We start from the raw sequence: 16,744 nt of genomic DNA, 5'->3' as shown, positions 1-16,744 counted from the left end.
CCTCATCGTTAATTTAACGTTATTATGGGTCTTCGAATGCGAACGTTCCATTATGTGGGCAACAGAAAAAAGGCACTGGAATCCCAACGCCCTTAAAGGTCTGGTTCCCTGTCATAGCCTACGAAGTTAGCTGACGGATTCGGATGGCAGGCCACCCTATTCACCTTCCGTTTCACTTACACGGCTGGCAAAATTCACCCCTACTTAATGGTTCCCCCGTTTTCGCTTGGAAATTCGGCTTTTTGTTCAATTGATTCGTATTATAAGCCTGTTGGATTCGTTTGTACAAAGTCATTTTTAGCTGAAATACGGCTTAGAAAGCGTTAACACTGACAAATTGGCGCAGCTAGGCCCTAGTTTTCATGGGTTAGCCTGAACTATTGAGCGGTTACTTCGATTTTAGCCAGAACTGATCTACCCGCCTAAAGAAGTTGGTTTTCATCCCCATCTATGATAACTTGAAAAATATCCCTACGAGTAGCAAAAAGAGAAAGGTGAATGCCCATGCGTCCCTACCTGTTGCGTTTCAGATGGTTCACGTTAGCTGTGATTGGCATCCTATTATTTGTATTGTCGAACTGGGGGGCTTCCAGCAGCGATCGCGATGGCTCCAGATTATCCGCCGAAGCAGACAAAGTAATAAGCAAGCAAGCGGTGATTGAAGCCGCCGAGTCTTGGGTCAAGCAGCAAAAGGGGATGACAGGTTCGCTCAGCCATAATCCCGTATCCTTTCAGTCTGATCCATTGGTTAGCGGGTATTTACTCAAAAATAAGCTCGTTACGGATTACGCGCATCGATACATACAGACTTATCCGGTGGAATATTGGCAAGTGGAGTTGAAGAATAGCTTCGGAACGGCCTACTTACTGGACTTGGACATGGTTCAGGGGAACGTGCTGGGATGGCGTGTGAATCATAAAGAACCGGCACCTTCCAAGGAAGAAGGACAGCGCATCGCCGAAACGTACTTAGCGAATACGCAAAAGCTGGGGAAGCCGTATTCGGTCGTCGGCCCGGATTCCAAACATCCGAATCGGTTCAAATTCTCGTATCCGGAAGAGAAAATCGGAGAAGCCCATCTCGTGGTCGAGGTTGAAGTACGAGGAACCGAAGTGACCGCCTACCATGCGGCCTTTCAAGTTCCTTCCTCGTATGCGGCATGGCTGGATGAGCAGGATAGTGCATCTGGCAATATGTCACGGTGGAGCCTGATATTGACTGGAATCATGGCGCTAGCCGCCATTTTCTATGCCATTCGATACCGCAAGAAGACGGCCTTCGGCCAAGGGCTGCTGCTCGTATTCGCTTTCGTGGCCTTATACTTGTTCAACAACTGGAATCAGCTGCCTGCCCTCCAAGCTATGGGCTATTCGGAAAGCGAAGATCCATTCATGGGCCACGCCACGGCTATCCTGCTTATCATCGTTTCCAGCCTATTCGCGCTTGCCCTAGGGATTGCCACCTATCTGTCCTTAGCCGCGGGAGGTACATTGTGGCGAATACAAGGAACGTCCAAATGGCCGAAGTGGAGCGATTCCTCCTTCGGCCGTGAGACCCTCCAGGCTATGGGGAGGGGGTATGGACTGGGTATATTCATGCTAGGCTTACAAGGGGTAATGCTCTGGATCGCGCAGGCTGGCTTCGGCATGTGGTCGGTCAATGATCCGTCCAGCTCCTACTACAACTTCCTGCACGTGGGATGGTTCCCGCTCATGGCCTGGACAGCAGCCATATCCGAGGAAGCGATCTATCGGCTGTTCGGGATCGCCTTCTTCCAGCGCTTGATTCGCAGCACATTCATCGCTGTGTTAGCCCCTAGCCTTATATGGGCATTTGGCCACACACAATATCCGATTTACCCGGTGTATACCCGGCTCATTGAAGTCACGCTGCTAGGGCTGTTGTTCGGCTACGCACTCTTGAAGTACGGCTTCCTGACGGCCTTATTCACCCACGCCATCATCGACAGCACATTGATGGGGCTGCCATTGATCGGCTGGGAAAACGCAGGTTATTCGATAGCCGGCGTATTCTACATCGCATTTCCGGCTCTAGCCGCTATTGTGATCTGGCTTCTGCATGGTCGTCTATTCAAGAGATCGGGTCGTGCTCCGGGCCTGACTCTTCGCCCTGAAGAGCCTTCATGATCTCGCTAGCCAACTTCTCGCCGATCCCGAGCGGGCGGAAGTCTTCGATCGCCGCTTCACGGATCTTCTTGAGCGAGCCGAAATGCTTGAGCAGCGCTTTCCTGCGCTTCTCACCGATTCCGGGTATCGCATCCAGCTGGGAAGCGACCATAGACTTGTTGCGCGTCTGTCGATGAAAGGTGATGGCGAATCGATGGACCTCGTCCTGGATGCGCTGCAGCAAGTAAAACTCCTGGCTGTCGCGGGGAAGCGGTACAACTTCAGCAGGGTCGCCTGACATAAGCTGGGCGGTCTTATGCTTGGCATCCTTCACGAGACCACATACCGGAATGTAGAGCCCGAGTTCATTCTCTAGCACGTCCAGCGCTGCAGAGATCTGCCCCTTGCCACCGTCCACAACGACAAGATCAGGTAGCGGCAAGCTCTCCTTCAGCACGCGCTCGTAGCGGCGTCGAATGACTTCTCGCATCGTCTCATAGTCGTCCGGCCCTTGCACCGTCTTGACTTTGTACTTGCGGTATTCCTTGCGGTCCGGCTTGCCGTCGACGAATACGACCATCGCGGATACCGGATCGGTCCCTTGAATGTTCGAATTATCGAACGCTTCGATACGGCTGATCGTGTTCGTGCCGAGCCAGTTGCCCAGATTCTCGACCGCCTTCACCGTCCGGCTCTCATCCCGTTCGATCAAGCGGAATTTCTCCTCTAGCCCTACTCTTGCGTTCTCCGTAGCCATGCCGACCAGTTGCTTCTTCAAGCCACGTTGCGGCTGGAACACCTTGACCTTCAGCCAGCTCTCCAGCGCTTCGCGCGTATCCTTGGCTGCCGCTGGTATATCGGCCTCCGCAGCCACGTCATCCGCTGCATCGGGAGCCTCTGCGAAGACGGCGGCGGCTAGTGCAGCGGCAGAAGCCGGAACGGCGTCAGGATCGGCTCCAGCTGCCTCTGGATCAGCCACCGTTTCTGTAGCTGCTGCAGTCGCGGCCGTAACAGCGGCGGCTTCCGGCACCGCGGCAGCTCCCTCAACCGGTAAGAAGATCTCCCGTGGCAGAGCCGGGTTGTCGCTGTAATATTGCGTCACGAACGAGATGAAATCGTCATAGGCATCACTATAGTAGGGGAATGATGACGTGCGGCGTTCCACAAGCTTGCCTTGACGGATATACAGAATCTGGACGCACATCCAACCCTTGTCCACCGCATAGCCGAACACATCGCGATCCCCCGAATCGGCTATCGTAATCTTCTGCTTCTCCATCAGCGCATCTATGCTAATGATCTGATCACGCAGCTCCTTGGCCCGTTCGAAGTTCAGTTCTTCTGCGGCTGCGTGCATCTTGCTGGTCAGCTCATCCTTGATCTGTTCGTGCCCTCCGCCCAAGAAACGGGAAATTTGCTGCACCAGCTTGTCGTTCTCCGTCTGCGCCACCTCATACTCGCATGGGGCCAAGCATTGGCCTAGGTGATAGTAGAGACAGACGCGATCCGGCATCGTCTTGCACTTGCGCAGCGGGAACATCCGGTCGAGCAGCTTCTTCGTCTGCTGAGCGGCGAAAGCATTCGGATAAGGGCCGAAGTACTTGCCCTTGTCTTTCAATACTTTTCTCGTAACCTCTAATCGCGGATGCGTTTCATTCGTTATTTTGATATACGGAAACGACTTATCGTCCTTCAGCAGTACGTTGTAACGGGGATGGTGCTTCTTGATCAAGTTACATTCAAGAATGAGTGCTTCCACATTGCTGGACGTGACGATGTACTCAAAATCACATATTTCCGATACAAGCCGCTGGGTCTTCGCATCATGGCTGCCCATGAAATACGAACGCACCCGGTTTTTTAGCACTTTCGCCTTCCCTACATAAATAATAGTGCCGTCCTGATTTTTCATCAAATAACAGCCTGGTTGCCCCGGCAGCAGCGCCAGCTTATTGCGAATGGCAATCTGGATTGCGCTCTTGTCGCTGTCGTTCATTACCTACCAACCTCCTTTCTTGTCCGCATTCATTCACAAGGATAAACGCCAAAAGGCGTCCTTTGACGCCATGCGTTTGCCGAGACGATGAACAATCAGCGAAATTAATCATTCTGAATCGTTCAGAAAAGGCCCTTCTTCAGCTAGCCGAAAAAGAGCCTTCTCTTCGATACAAGATCCACCTGATAAGGTGATTCATTACATATGGCGGCTTACAACGCTTTTCAGGGCGTCCTTCGGTTTGAACCCGACTATTTTATCGACAGGCTGTCCGTCTTTGAAGACGATCAGCGTAGGAATGCTCATAACGCCAAAGCGCGAAGCGGATTCCGGGTTGTCGTCAACGTTCACTTTAGCAATCTTCAGTTGGGTTCCAACCTCTTGATCAAGTTCCTCCAGAACCGGCGCGATCATCTTGCAAGGTCCGCACCATGGTGCCCAGAAGTCCACGAGAACCGTCCCGCTACCCTCTACTTCTGATTTAAATGTCTGGTCTGATACGCTAACAATTGCCATGATTTATTGCCTCCTTCTCTGTATTTATTATGCGCAAAAAGTACTTAATTGCTTAGGGCTCCCGTCTTCTGCATGGATCAAAGAAGGGGTATGCTGTAATATTAATCAATTTTGGTCAACATGTAAAGTGTACCACAAACAGGCTCAAATCATAAGTAACACCCTCTGTATAATACAGGGTGCATGTTACGCGTAATACTGGTGCATACTGAAACTGTAGACATCAGCACCCTTGTCATGCATTTGTTGCACAATTGTCACTTTCTCACCTTTACAATGCCAGCGTTGGTTGGGTATACTAGTCACATCAGATCCGATTAGATTTAACCTGCCATAGCTTCACTTATTGGGCAATATAGGAGGAATACTAGTATGACGGACCCTAGACTTCACGTTAACGAAGAACCTAGCAACGATTTCATGGATGTGGGAATCGGTTTGGGCGTTACGTTCGGCTTTTTCTTTCTGATGGCACTTGCGGCAACCATTATTAAGCTGTACATATAATTGCCCACAATGAAACAGAGCCTCCCTTGCGGGGGCTCTGTTTCATTGTACTTACGAATTAATGGTCGCCGTGGTTGCCCTTGCTCGGGTTGATGATGACGAAACCTTCTTCTTTGCCGAATAAGTAGTCAATCTTCACGCCATCCAGCAGCGGTTGATCCTTCGCAACGATAATGTCGAAGCCCTTATCCGTTGTCACCACCTCGTCATTATCACYCGGCTTGTCCAGATCCAGCCCATAATGAGCGTGATCACCATGACTATGTGTAACGAGCACGCGCAACATGAGCTCCTTATTCTCTTCCTTCTCCAACTCCTGCAGCACGATCTTGGCTGCATTGCGAGTAATCTTCACGTTCATCTCGACATCTCCTTTATGTAAAAAAAATGCACTTCACAAGCTGAAACTGACCTAATTGGCAACTCCATTGTAAGGGAAGCTGCGTGCGAACGCAACCGCCTCTACAACGCCTCTACAATGTCTTCCCCGCTCCACGCTTGTTGTAGCCCCCGACCTTGAGTACACTGACGAATGGCCGAATGCGGTCCATAATGCGTTGACCCTTGAACTCCTCGTCTCCGTCACGATTCGTGAAGCTGAAGTGCCGCTCCAGTTCATCAAGCTCGTAGTTCGAAGTGTAGAATGTAGGCTTCCGATTCATCCGGTAATTCAGGATCGCGCCCATCACATGGTCACGCGCCCACGGATTCAAGTTCTCCGCTCCAATATCGTCGAACACGAGCAGATCGGTCTCCTTCATCAGCTCGACCGTCTCCTTCAGCCTATGTGGCTCCTGAATCATCGCCTTCAAATCCTCAACAAAATCTGGCATATACACAATCGCGCCGGTCAATCCTTCCTTAGCCAACTGGTACAGCATATAGCACATCAGGAACGTCTTGCCTGTGCCGAACTTACCGACCAGGTACAGCCCGTCCTTCTGCAACCCTTCTTCCTTCGTCTTATCGATGTAATCCTGCAGGTGACTGACGGATTGGGCCCGTTCCATGTCCATGAACAAGATCTCTTCACTGGAATAGCCGTCTTCAAGCGCCTTATCATCCACATAGAAGCTGCGGATTCGACTGCGGATCGATTCCTGATTGTTCTGAGCGATCCATTTCTTGCACGATACCTTGTGATCATGAATGTACGTATGATCGCCCGTCTGCTCCACGGATAGCCGGGTATAATGTCCTTGGAAATCGTTCGGGCAGTTGTCCAGTCCTGGACAATTCGAACAATTCCGATACTCGGTCACATACTGATACAACCGGTTCATATGAATTTTGATCGTATGCTCGTCCAATTCGGGATGCTTGGCGCGCAKCTTGGCGATCAGCGGATCGTCCAGAAGCTCACGAATCGTCTTCTCCGCCTTTTGCATAAAGGACATATCCGGCATGCTCGATAACATTCGCGATAAAGATTCCATGGTCTTCTACACCACCCTCACTTCAATTTACCATCCAGCTTGAGCGCTTTCTTGCGCATCGCCTCTAACTGTTCACTCGTAAGTGGAGCGGCTGCTGGGACATCCGTAATAATCGAGATCTTCGGTTTGTTCGAACGGTTAGCCGTAGAGCTGCGGCTCCCTCTTGAACTCCCTGATCCCATACCGGTTCTTGATGCAGCCTGTCCCCCATTCGCCCGACCTGCGGCATGATTCATCCGCTTCTCCGTCTGGTCACGAATGTAGTCAACGGCCTGCTCGTATGTGCCGACGCCCTTCGCTAGCATATTGGAAGCTACGGTGTCGATATATCCCTTGGTCCACGATGACTCCTTATACACGTGCAAGTGATGAATCATCACATTAATAACTTCATCGGGCAACCGATAGTTAATATCGATTTTCTCAAATATGTCTGATACGGTCTTCGGGACCGAGCCTTTCGGGAAAAACCGTCCCAAGAGCCCTGTATACGGTTCATTGCGAAGCAACGCATTGTACTGATGAACGTCGCACTGCCCCACGAACATGGCGGGCACGTCCAAGTAGTAGCTCATCTCCACCGTCTTCTCTTCGGTACCTTCCCATTGCGAATCGTCCGTGTCCGCAGCAGCACGATTCCCAGTCGTAACAGCAGCAGCCGCATCCGTAGCCTTCACCAAATGCCGCTCCCGTTCCTCGTCACGTTTTTTTCCTTGTCTGTAGTTCAGATTAGCCTTGTATTGCAGCATCTCCACCTGCAGCTCGCCCGCCTCCGAGAACATGCCGTCTTCGTCCAGCAATCGGCACGTTTCCTGCAATGTCAGTGCGAACTTCCGAGCCGTCATATTGATTGCGATCATCTGCTGCGGCTCATAGCGGAGTGCTTCGACGAACGGACGGTTGCTCGATTCACGTGGAAACCGCATCATCAGCTCGCTGTAATGGAACGCCTTAGTCGTCACATCGAGGCCGGGTGATCGCTCACGGGCTGGCGCGGTTTCAAATAACGCTTGCTCCAGCTCGAAGTCTATCACCTGCGTATTCAATTGAAACAAATCATAGAATGGCACAGAAATGTTCTCGGCCACGGTTTCGGGATCGGCCAATTCTTCCGGTTCCGGACACAGGAATGCCTCTCTCAATGATAGAACCGCATATTTGCCTACCTTGTCCCGCAACAGCATAACCAGATGTTGATTCTTGAAAAACTCATCCGGCGACATCGGTGCAAGCAACTGGTATTCATACATATAATCATCAATGGCTGGCACGTACTTGCGTGTAGTCTGCAGCAGTCCGACGGCTTCCAGGCGGGACGTCTGCTCGACGAAATGCTTACGCCCCCGCTCACCCGGCTCCAGATCCAAGGCAAGGAACAGCTTCCGCTGCTGATCCAGCTCGGAATAGCCTGTCCGGTCGGCCGGAACCTGGTGCGCCAACGTCTGATATATACTGATCGCATAGGCGCCTATCATAGGCTGGTATATATTCGTCAGCATCTTGAGCTCCAATACCCCAAGCGCAAACTCCCGGTATACATAGAACCGATGATTCTCGGTAAAATGGTGCATGTTGGTCATTCTCATCTCGAATAGCTCCTATCTCAGGCGACTTCTTATCGACAAAAGAAGTCAGCTACCTCCATTCTATCACAAATTCCGACGCCGGAAAAAAGAAAAACCACCCTGAGGCGTTGCTCAGAAGCGGTCTACACCCTCTAGTAATATGAATAATTACACGATCTAGGCGATCCCTCGATGACTAAGTCTCATGTTCAGGCATCCGAGCAAGATAACAAATGGACGATCATCATCAAATGAAAGGGAACGTGGTTCCGTTATATGGGTTTCAAGCCGGGAATTATACCCTGTTACGGAACGTCATTCCCTTATTAAGGTTAATTGAGGGTCAGCACAGACCCAAACAGCGAAATAAGAGAACGACGTTCCACTTCCGAAGCAAAAATGGTGTTTTTCGCAGAATTAGCGGAACGACGTTCTACTTTCTTTTCATCGCCATCGTCTGCTAGATGCAGAGGGGTTACGATCGCTATTATACTCTTGTTCCTCTTTCTATCAAGGCATTACATCTTCCAAGTGGCATGTTAAAATTCCAGAATGTTGCAAAAGTGCAGGATTTTCTTCCTCTCACTGTCCAAAACGGATCAAAAATCATGTACTTTTGCAGGATTCGTACGAATCAGCCTCAGCATCAAAAAAGGATAGCCTCCAGGCCATCCTTTCTTCATCATCCATTCCATTCCATTCCATTCCATTCCATAGAAGTCTGTCCGGCGAGTTGAATTTCAACAGCGTTAGAGTGCCATCCCTTTCCCGCACTAACCTCAGCAATAAATATTCACGATTTGCTTTAGTCGGTCAGACTGCTAGAACATCTTGAAACCTCGAACACGCAGCGCTTTAATCGCATTGCCGCTTAAGTAGGCACCAACCAACCCGACGACGAACGGGGCATAGTCGACCACCGTGTAGCGGGACAGATTATCCCACAACGACCCGGATTTCCAGGCCCAGTACATCAGCATTCCGATCACGACAACCGCGTATAAATACACCGGAAACAAAGTGGTTTTCAACAACATGTTGAATATAAAACCGATTCCGAACGCCAGAACAAATATGAGCAATGCCGCAATGATCAATTGGATCATCTTGCGCTCCTCCTGCCACTAATTAATGTCTTTCCTTCTAGTGTAAAAAGCCCAGCGGACAAAGTCAACCCGCCCTCGCTAATCCGCTGCATTCCACTTCGGATTGAGGGGAGAAGGTGACAGCTCTGTGACAGCGTTTGCCCTTTGTTGCCCGTTTCGCTACAATACTTGTAGAAAAACCTCTCACACAAAGGAGCCATGAATAAACGATGAGCGACACCGTACAAACGTTAGAAGGCTGGTACGCCCTTCATGATTTCCGAACGATAGATTGGTCCGCCTGGAAGCAATTAACCCCAGAGAAGCGCGCGCAAGCGGAGGACGAGCTATACTCGCTGCTCCATGAATATCGTACCAACGAAGAAAGCAAGCAAGGCAGCACGGCCTTTTATCAAATCGTGGGTCAGAAGGCCGACTTCGTCTTCATGCATCTTCGTGAAACACTGGAAGAACTGAGCGCAATCGAAACAGCTTTCAATAAAACGACTTTCGCCCGTTACACAGTTCCAGCCTACTCCTATGTGTCGGTCGTCGAACTTAGCAATTACATGTCCAAGCCCGGTGTCAACCCGATGGATGATCCGGAAATAATGACCAGACTGAAGCCAACCCTTCCTAAGGCCAAGCACATCTGCTTCTACCCGATGAACAAGCGCCGCTCCGGTAACGACAACTGGTACATGCTGAGCATGGAAGACCGTCGCACGATGATGCGTAGTCACGGCATGATTGGACGTAGCTATGCAGGACGTGTGAAGCAGATCATTTCCGGTTCCGTCGGACTCGATGATTGGGAGTGGGGCGTGACGTTGTTCGCGGACGACGCACTAACGTTCAAGAAGCTCGTGTACGAAATGCGGTTCGATGAAGTCAGCGCCCGTTATGGCGATTTCGGCGCATTTTATGTCGGCAACCTGCTGGATCAGCAGAAGTGCCAGGACATGCTCCAAGTATAAACAATAAGGCTATCCCTTGGTCGTATTTCAAGACCGAAGGATAGCCTTTTGATTACCCGAGTATGCTAATGTCTAATGCCCTGCCATCATAGCCGCATTCGGCTGATCTCCCTCGCCTGCCGGCTCTTTCTCCTGCTTGGGCCTACGCAGGATAAGTGAGAATAAGATGCCCAGTGCAGCGATGGCCGCCGCCAAGTAGAACGTATCGCCATAAGAGGCAACAGCCGCTTCTAGCGGGTTGCCAGCACCCGTCATACGCTCGGATACTCTCGACGAGAGGAAACCAGTCATACCCGCAACTGCGAACGAGACCATAACTTGCTGCGCCGCTGTTGTGAGCGGAGTTACCCGGTTAACCAAGTTACGAGGCGCGGCTTGCAGTACATGCGTGTTGATCGCCATCATGGATAGTCCCATTCCGGCTCCCATCAGGATAAGCGAGCTAATAATATAGCCTACACCTGTCTGCATATTAATCTGGGCAAGCATGACGAGTGATGCGGTAATGATCGACAAGCCGACTAAAGCTAGTGGTCGTGCTCCCAACTTGTCGAACAGCTTGCCGCCTATAGGCATCATTACGCCGGAAGCCAATGCTTGCGGCAGCAGGATTAACCCAGTGTTTAACGCTCCATAGCCTTTCACTTGTTGCAGGAACAGCGGGACGAGAATGAATACCCCGAACAAAGCAATTTGCATGAGCCATACAATAACGATCCCTCTTCGGAAATCCGACGAACCGAACACTCGTAGTTCTAGCAGTGGCTGCTTCTGACGCAATTCCACGATAATGAATAGAATGAGCGCAATCCCACCGATCAGCAAGCTGACCAACGTCTGTGTCGAGGTCCAGCTCTTCCCGCCTTCACTAACGGCAAAAGCCAGCGTGGCAAAAGCGATTGGAGCCAGTATCATACCCATGAAATCAAGCGATGGCACGGCTTTGCGCTCCAACTTGGGCAAATACTTGATTCCGACCAGGACCGCAATAATCCCGATAGGCAAGTTGATCAGGAAGATCCAATGCCATGTCGAATACTCGATAAAATATCCGGACAATACTGGACCAAGTGCTGGTGCGAGCAGCATCGGTACGCCCAGCATTCCCATTACGGCTCCCATCTTCCCTGGAGGAGCAAGACGGAACACCATTGCCATCCCGATCGGTGCAACCATCCCACCCCCGAGGCCTTGAATAATTCGGTATACGATTAACTGTTCGGCGGTCTGCGCGAAGGAACACAGAACGGATCCGATTGTAAAGAAGGCGATCGTGATCAAGAAAATTCGTTTCGCCCCGAATCGGTCCGTCATCCAACCAGCCAACGGAATTACAGCAGAGAGGGCAAGCGTATAACCGGTAACCGTCCATTGGATCTTAGTAACCGAGGCTTGAAAATCCTCCATGAGTTGGGGTAAAGCTACGTTTACGACGGTACTATCCAGAATGACCATGATCATTCCAATAATAACAGCCATAAGCGGGCCAATCAGCGGCCGGATCGAAAACGGCTGATCGGCGCTTCCTGCTTGTTGATTTGACATCTCCACTACATCCTCTCTTTGAATCCAACCTCTCCTCTTATGGCGACTGAGTGAAAGGTCAGAAACATCTATGTCGATTATTATATAGACACTTGTCAGGAAATCAACCGTCACTTTAGTTAGCACTGTTCATTAATGAACATATTAGTTACGARTGTTTATTTTTCCGCTATACTTAATAGGGAAAGGCGGTGGGTAACAATGAGTCCAACGACGACAGACCGCAGAATCGTTCGCACGAAGCGCATGCTCTATGATGCATTATTGGATATTATGGAGGAAAAGGGCTTTGAAGCTGTCAATGTAAGAAGCTTAACCGAAAAGGCTGGTATTAACCGGGGAACGTTTTACTTGCATTACATGGATATCGAGGATTTACTCTCACAGATTAAGGAAGAAATCCTTCAGGGGATGAAATCAATTTCTTTTCAGATGAGCCCTCTTGAATTGGAAAATCTCCCTAATTGGGAGGATCCCCATCCCAGTACCCTGCAAATCTTCGAGTATCTTGCTGAACATGCACGATTTTTCAAAACTTTCCTAGGCCCCAAAGGCGATCCTTCGTTTCCGGTATATATGAAAAACTTCATGAGAGAACACTTCTATGAGAAATTAGCGACCTACCAGCAAGGGGCAGATATGCTTGTGCCCGTCGAATATCTGGTTACTTATGCAATCTCCGCGAACTTGGGAGTTATCCAGCATTGGTTCGACACCGATATGGCTTTATCCCCGCAAGAAATGGCTGTTCTGTCTTTCCGATTGTCGCAGTTAGGCCCGCTGCAATCATCCGGCTTGTTCAAGCAGCAAGATTGATTGCAACAAAAACTAATAAACCCCTGGAGGTCACTCTCCAGAGGTTTATAGGGGTCAATCGTTCGTTTCGGATTCGAAAGGCATTAGCCGATCCTTCTCAATCTGTGTCTTCTCCTCCTGCTTCAGCCAAGTCACCATAATACCTTCCTCTACCCACACTGTAGCGAACATATAACCCGAATCCTTGATCATTTCGTTCAGGTCGTAGATTACCGACTCATCCAAGTATTCTTCGTAATAGGTAGGGTGAATCATTTGCTGCTTGCCATTTAGCATAAACTCTACTCGCAGCGGGCCATCCTCCGTCACCCACTTCTCCTCTACTTGCGTAGGATTGAATTTGCCTTGCGACAACTTGCTCAGCTTGTCCAGCATCCCATTATAAGCCTTGCTGCCTTCTTTCACGTCAGCCTCTGTATTGGTGAACCAGACACGTTCGGTATCCAAGCCCAGCACAAAGGCATCGGAATAAATGAAATATTCATTATCTGCATGGAAAGGGTCTTCATCTGGGTTTTTATCGAATTTCCGATCTTGATAAAATTGCAGAAACTTCGCTTCGAATTCGATATTCGACAGCTTGGACCAGGCCGAGAAAAACCCTTTATCCCTGTAATATCGGGCGGCATCCAGCATTCTCGCTTTCGCGGTAAAATCGCCAAATCGCAATTGATGCTGCTCATCGATAGAAAGATGTACCTTGAATGTGGATTCAACTTTTTCTAGCGCTTGAATAGACTCTAAGCTTGGCCCTGCCGATACGATCTGGTAGAAACTGTCGTCTCCTTCAATAAGAGTCAAAAATGCGAAAGCTTCTTCATCGCCCGATTTGAAGGTATATCCGAAGGACATCGCTGGTAGACCATTTATGGATTTCGGTGTTGTATCCTTGGTAGTAACCCTAATGTCCTTGATGCTGTTCTTCGTCAATTCAATAAGCTCATCCAAAGTGATTCCTTTGATCAAGCTGGCTTTGCTTACCCTCCCGAACCCTATTTGACCTTGGTTTGGATGCTTGATTTGGATCTGGAAGTTCTTGTTTGTAGGAGTCTGTGATTTCCACTCGTGCCCGGCTTGCAGGGAGCTTTTACCGTCTGGAGACATGAAGGTCTGCGAGGAAGTATAGATGCGCACCGCATCCTTGCTGCCGTCCCAGACCACATCATACTTGAGCGTCTCCCCAACGAATCGGGTCGGGATGAATGTATTGTCTCCCACCAACTTGGGCGCAACCGGGAGATCTACCGCCTGCCCGTTCACACGCGCCGTCGTATTGTCGATTTGAAGCTCCAGCTTCAAGCCTTGTTTGGTCCCTGTGATCGTTCGAGTACCTGCATCCCACTGAACACTTAGGCCCAGCCTCTCGAACAAGGGGCGGAACTGTACAAGCGTGCTGCCCGAGTCCAGGAACGGCACCTGATCGAAGTCGACCCGCTTCTCATCAACTAGAACGGAGATCGCCGCTGGTTTGGTTGGAGCTTTTCCAGTCTGGTTCACCGCCGCTCCCCGCTTCAGAAGCTTAGTGATCGCCATGTCGGAGTTGGCGCCGGATGGATTGCCCTGTACATGGACATCGAACAGAAGCGGGATATTGAGCAGCGGCGTCATATCCTTCACAGCATTGTTATCCAAGTAAATATGCTCCAACTTGGTCAATGATGCCAACGGCGAAATGTCTGTTATCCGATTATTCGATAGATTGGCCCATCGTAATGACTTCAGCTTGTCGATTCCGGTAAGATCGGTAAATTGATTGTTATCCGCAAGCAAATCGGTGATCTTCTTCAAATTCCCGATACAGCCGAACTGACTAATTTTGTTCCCGCTAATGTTCAACGTTGTCAGCGATGTCAACTGTGTAATCGGACATACGTCCTCGATCTGATTGTTATCCAAGGCCAGGAAGACGATCTTGTCCAAATCACGAAGCGGAGTTAGATCCTTGATCTCGTTCTTCGGCAAAAACAATCGTTGCATATTAACTGCTGCTTCGAGCCCGTTCAAGCTTTTAATCTTCGTTCCACCCTGTGGAAAAAGCGACTTCAATTGCAGCATGTCTTCTTTCTTCAATTCGCGATCCGTGATCTTCAATTCTTTCTTAATTGCTTGTTCAAGAGCCGGATCCTCGATACGGATTTGTTCGCTCTCGGCATTTCCGATAGTGGGATGGACCAGCAATCCCAACAGGATTACAAGTGACAGGATGGTGCACACAAATTTTCTCATGTTTAACTTAGCTCCCCTTGGCACACCACTTCGTAAGGCAGTAGTGGAAATTATTGTCTACTAGATTCGACAACTTCGCACCTGGTTCCTTCTGGAATTCCAGAATAACAATAAGATAATCTGGAAACCGTAAGCCCATTCGAACGTAGTAACCTTATATAACGGCCAGATCTGGAGGGATGCTAGTAATGAAATGTCCGGTATGCAGTGATGTACGTATGCGTGAGGTAGAGAAAGACGGTATCTTGATAGATGTGTGCCCGGATTGCAAGGGTGTGTGGTTGGATCGCGGGGAGCTAGATAAGCTGATGGTTGGTGTCAAGGAGTTCCGCCAAGACTATGAGCGCGAAGTGGAGAGCAACCGATATCGCAACGAGCCCCCACAGCAGCAACGCCCGGCTTCTTATGAGCAGGACAAGCGTTACGACGATCGACGTAAGCATGATGACGATGACTATAAGCATTCGGGTTACGGCTACCCGAAGCATAAGAAGAAGAAATCGGTGTTCGACGTGTTTGAAGATTTGTTCTAATAACAATCCCCCTGCCGGAGACATTGTCCAGCAGGGGGATTGTTATTGTTCGATCCCTTTATTCCCAAGGGAACGTCTCGGTTAAGAAATCGGCGAACTTCTTGCTTTCTTCCCGGCGGAATCGCCGCATCTCTGCTCGCTGCACCGCCGTTTCATGCAACCTCTTCTCTTCCTCGGTCTCTGGAACGACCCTCGGCACTTCAACCGGTTTGTTGTGCTGGTCAAGCGCGACGAACGTAAGGAAGGAAGTTGCCGCAATTTGGCGTTCCCCGCTCTTCAGATCCTCCGTGATGACCTTCACGAACACTTCCATCGAGCTCCGGCCTGTGTACGTAACGAACGATTCCAAGGTAACCGAGTCCGTCGTCATGATCGGGCGCAGGAAGTCGACCGAATCGGTAGAGGCCGTTACCACGAACCTCCGGCAATGCTTGGACGCCGAGATCGAGGCAATGTCGTCAATATTGGCCATTAATTTGCCGCCGAATAAGGAATTATGGTTGTTCACATCGGTTGGAAACACTCTGGACGTTCGATAGCATCTCGATTGTTTCACGAATCTTTGCTCCATGATAGCTGCATCCTTTCTTTTCTCAGAAGCTGACAGGTTAACCTTGATACGCCGCCAGCGCTGTCTTCATTTTATCGATATACGCTTCATCCCCGCTTGAGCACATCCACTCTACACTAGCATTTCCCGAATCGCTTAATATAGAACGGGCGGCGAGCAGGTCATGCAATCTTCGGATAGTGCCGAGGCTCCCATCGATAATCGTAATATGAGGGGGAAGAAGCTCCGCCAATAGTTGCCTATAGAATGGATAATGGGTACAACCCAGCACCAAGGTTCCGTAATCCTCAAGGGAGTAGCGTGCCAATTGGTTGGCAAAATAGTCCTTAAGCTGCTCACCGTCGAATTGAAGCGCTTCGCAATATCCCACCAATTCCGGCAAAGGCAAGGAGTCCACAATGCTAAGATCGTCCACACGGTTCACGAGTTCATGATACTTGGCTTCCTTCAACGTAAGCGGCGTGGCGAGAACGAGGACCCTCCTCCCTCTATGGCGATTCATCTCCACAGCCGGCTTGACCGCGGGTTCCATCCCTAAGATCGGAATGTCGTACAAGCTTCTCAGTTCGGAGATGGCAACGCTCGTGGCTGTGTTGCAAGCAACAACAAGCGCCTTGACAGGCTGCCGCATAATGTTGGCGACGGACTGGAGGATGAACGCCTTGACCTCATCTTTGGGCTTGGACCCGTAGGGGACGTGAAGCGTATCGGCATAATACAAATATTGCTCGTTCGGAAGCTGTTTCATCGCTTCCCTCAGTACCGTAATCCCGCCGAGACCTGAATCGAAAAACGCTACCTTCACAACGACTCACCTCTATGTATCCACAAGTTCTTTATAACT

General features: G+C 50.0%; 15 protein-coding genes and 1 riboswitch. Of the genes, 5 read left to right on the top strand and 10 right to left on the bottom strand.

Annotated features, from left to right (window positions below; translation table 11 throughout):
• Positions 1-101 precede the first annotated feature (101 nt).
• Positions 102-250: riboswitch (cyclic di-AMP (ydaO/yuaA leader) on the bottom strand.
• Positions 251-504: 254 nt separating this feature from the next.
• Positions 505-2,148, top strand: a complete 1,644-nt coding sequence (locus tag AC1DWB_RS09505) for a CPBP family intramembrane glutamic endopeptidase (protein ID WP_477540811.1) — start codon at positions 505-507, stop codon at positions 2,146-2,148.
• Here the strand turns inward: AC1DWB_RS09505 and uvrC are convergent.
• Complete coding sequence (gene uvrC / locus AC1DWB_RS09500; protein ID WP_477540810.1) at positions 2,093-4,123, bottom strand: excinuclease ABC subunit UvrC; 2,031 nt, start codon at positions 4,121-4,123, stop codon at positions 2,093-2,095. The genes AC1DWB_RS09505 and uvrC overlap by 56 nt on opposite strands.
• A 198-nt stretch (positions 4,124-4,321) precedes the next feature.
• Positions 4,322-4,639 (bottom strand): thioredoxin, encoded by a 318-nt coding sequence (trxA, locus tag AC1DWB_RS09495; protein WP_477540809.1) that lies wholly within the window; start codon positions 4,637-4,639, stop codon positions 4,322-4,324.
• A gap of 372 nt (positions 4,640-5,011) precedes the next feature.
• On the opposite strand from trxA, the gene AC1DWB_RS09490 reads away from it, so the two are divergent.
• Complete coding sequence (locus tag AC1DWB_RS09490; protein WP_477540808.1) at positions 5,012-5,146, top strand: YqzM family protein; 135 nt, start codon at positions 5,012-5,014, stop codon at positions 5,144-5,146.
• 58 nt (positions 5,147-5,204) lie between these two features.
• On the opposite strand, the gene AC1DWB_RS09485 is transcribed toward AC1DWB_RS09490, so the two are convergent.
• From AC1DWB_RS09485 to AC1DWB_RS09470, 4 genes are all read right to left on the bottom strand, one after another.
• Positions 5,205-5,507 carry an iron-sulfur cluster assembly accessory protein gene (locus AC1DWB_RS09485; protein ID WP_477540807.1) on the bottom strand — a complete coding sequence of 101 codons (303 nt, stop codon included), beginning with the start codon at positions 5,505-5,507 and terminating at the stop codon, positions 5,205-5,207.
• Positions 5,508-5,619: 112 nt separating this feature from the next.
• The gene (gene dnaI, locus AC1DWB_RS09480) at positions 5,620-6,582 is read right to left on the bottom strand and encodes a primosomal protein DnaI (protein ID WP_477540806.1); all 963 of its coding nucleotides are present in this window, start codon (positions 6,580-6,582) and stop codon (positions 5,620-5,622) included.
• A gap of 17 nt (positions 6,583-6,599) precedes the next feature.
• Positions 6,600-8,168: a DnaD domain protein gene (locus AC1DWB_RS09475; RefSeq protein ID WP_477540805.1), complete on the bottom strand. Its 1,569-nt coding sequence runs from the start codon at positions 8,166-8,168 to the stop codon at positions 6,600-6,602.
• A gap of 800 nt (positions 8,169-8,968) precedes the next feature.
• A complete protein-coding gene (locus AC1DWB_RS09470; protein WP_477540804.1) occupies positions 8,969-9,253 on the bottom strand; it encodes a YuiB family protein in 285 nt (94 codons plus the stop codon).
• A 209-nt stretch (positions 9,254-9,462) separates the two neighbouring features.
• Here AC1DWB_RS09470 and hemQ point away from each other — a divergent pair, with 209 nt between their 5' ends.
• Positions 9,463-10,209, top strand: a complete 747-nt coding sequence (gene hemQ, locus AC1DWB_RS09465; protein ID WP_477540803.1) for a hydrogen peroxide-dependent heme synthase — start codon at positions 9,463-9,465, stop codon at positions 10,207-10,209.
• Positions 10,210-10,281: 72 nt separating this feature from the next.
• Here the strand turns inward: hemQ and AC1DWB_RS09460 are convergent, their stop codons facing one another.
• Positions 10,282-11,754 (bottom strand): DHA2 family efflux MFS transporter permease subunit, encoded by a 1,473-nt coding sequence (locus AC1DWB_RS09460; protein ID WP_477540802.1) that lies wholly within the window; start codon positions 11,752-11,754, stop codon positions 10,282-10,284.
• Between the two features lie 201 nt (positions 11,755-11,955).
• Here AC1DWB_RS09460 and AC1DWB_RS09455 point away from each other — a divergent pair, with 201 nt between their 5' ends.
• Complete coding sequence (locus AC1DWB_RS09455; protein ID WP_477540801.1) at positions 11,956-12,570, top strand: TetR/AcrR family transcriptional regulator; 615 nt, start codon at positions 11,956-11,958, stop codon at positions 12,568-12,570.
• Positions 12,571-12,624: 54 nt separating this feature from the next.
• Here AC1DWB_RS09455 and AC1DWB_RS09450 read toward each other — a convergent pair whose 3' ends face one another.
• Entirely contained in the window at positions 12,625-14,796 is a 2,172-nt protein-coding gene (locus tag AC1DWB_RS09450; protein ID WP_477540800.1) for a stalk domain-containing protein, read from the bottom strand.
• A 188-nt stretch (positions 14,797-14,984) separates the two neighbouring features.
• Between AC1DWB_RS09450 and AC1DWB_RS09445 the strand changes: the two genes are divergently transcribed.
• A complete protein-coding gene (locus AC1DWB_RS09445; protein WP_477540799.1) occupies positions 14,985-15,329 on the top strand; it encodes a TFIIB-type zinc ribbon-containing protein in 345 nt (114 codons plus the stop codon).
• Between the two features lie 58 nt (positions 15,330-15,387).
• Here the strand turns inward: AC1DWB_RS09445 and AC1DWB_RS09440 are convergent, their stop codons facing one another.
• Both AC1DWB_RS09440 and murI read right to left on the bottom strand, forming a co-directional pair.
• Complete coding sequence (locus AC1DWB_RS09440) at positions 15,388-15,900, bottom strand: acyl-CoA thioesterase (protein ID WP_477540798.1); 513 nt, start codon at positions 15,898-15,900, stop codon at positions 15,388-15,390.
• Between the two features lie 37 nt (positions 15,901-15,937).
• Positions 15,938-16,705 (bottom strand): glutamate racemase, encoded by a 768-nt coding sequence (gene murI / locus AC1DWB_RS09435; RefSeq protein ID WP_477540797.1) that lies wholly within the window; start codon positions 16,703-16,705, stop codon positions 15,938-15,940.
• Between the last annotated feature and the right edge of the window lie 39 nt (positions 16,706-16,744).

It is taken from the genome of Paenibacillus sp. P4_E11, assembly GCF_056401635.1.
The sequence above is the reverse complement of the archived record's forward strand: the minus strand, read 5'-3'. Positions and strand labels throughout refer to the sequence as shown.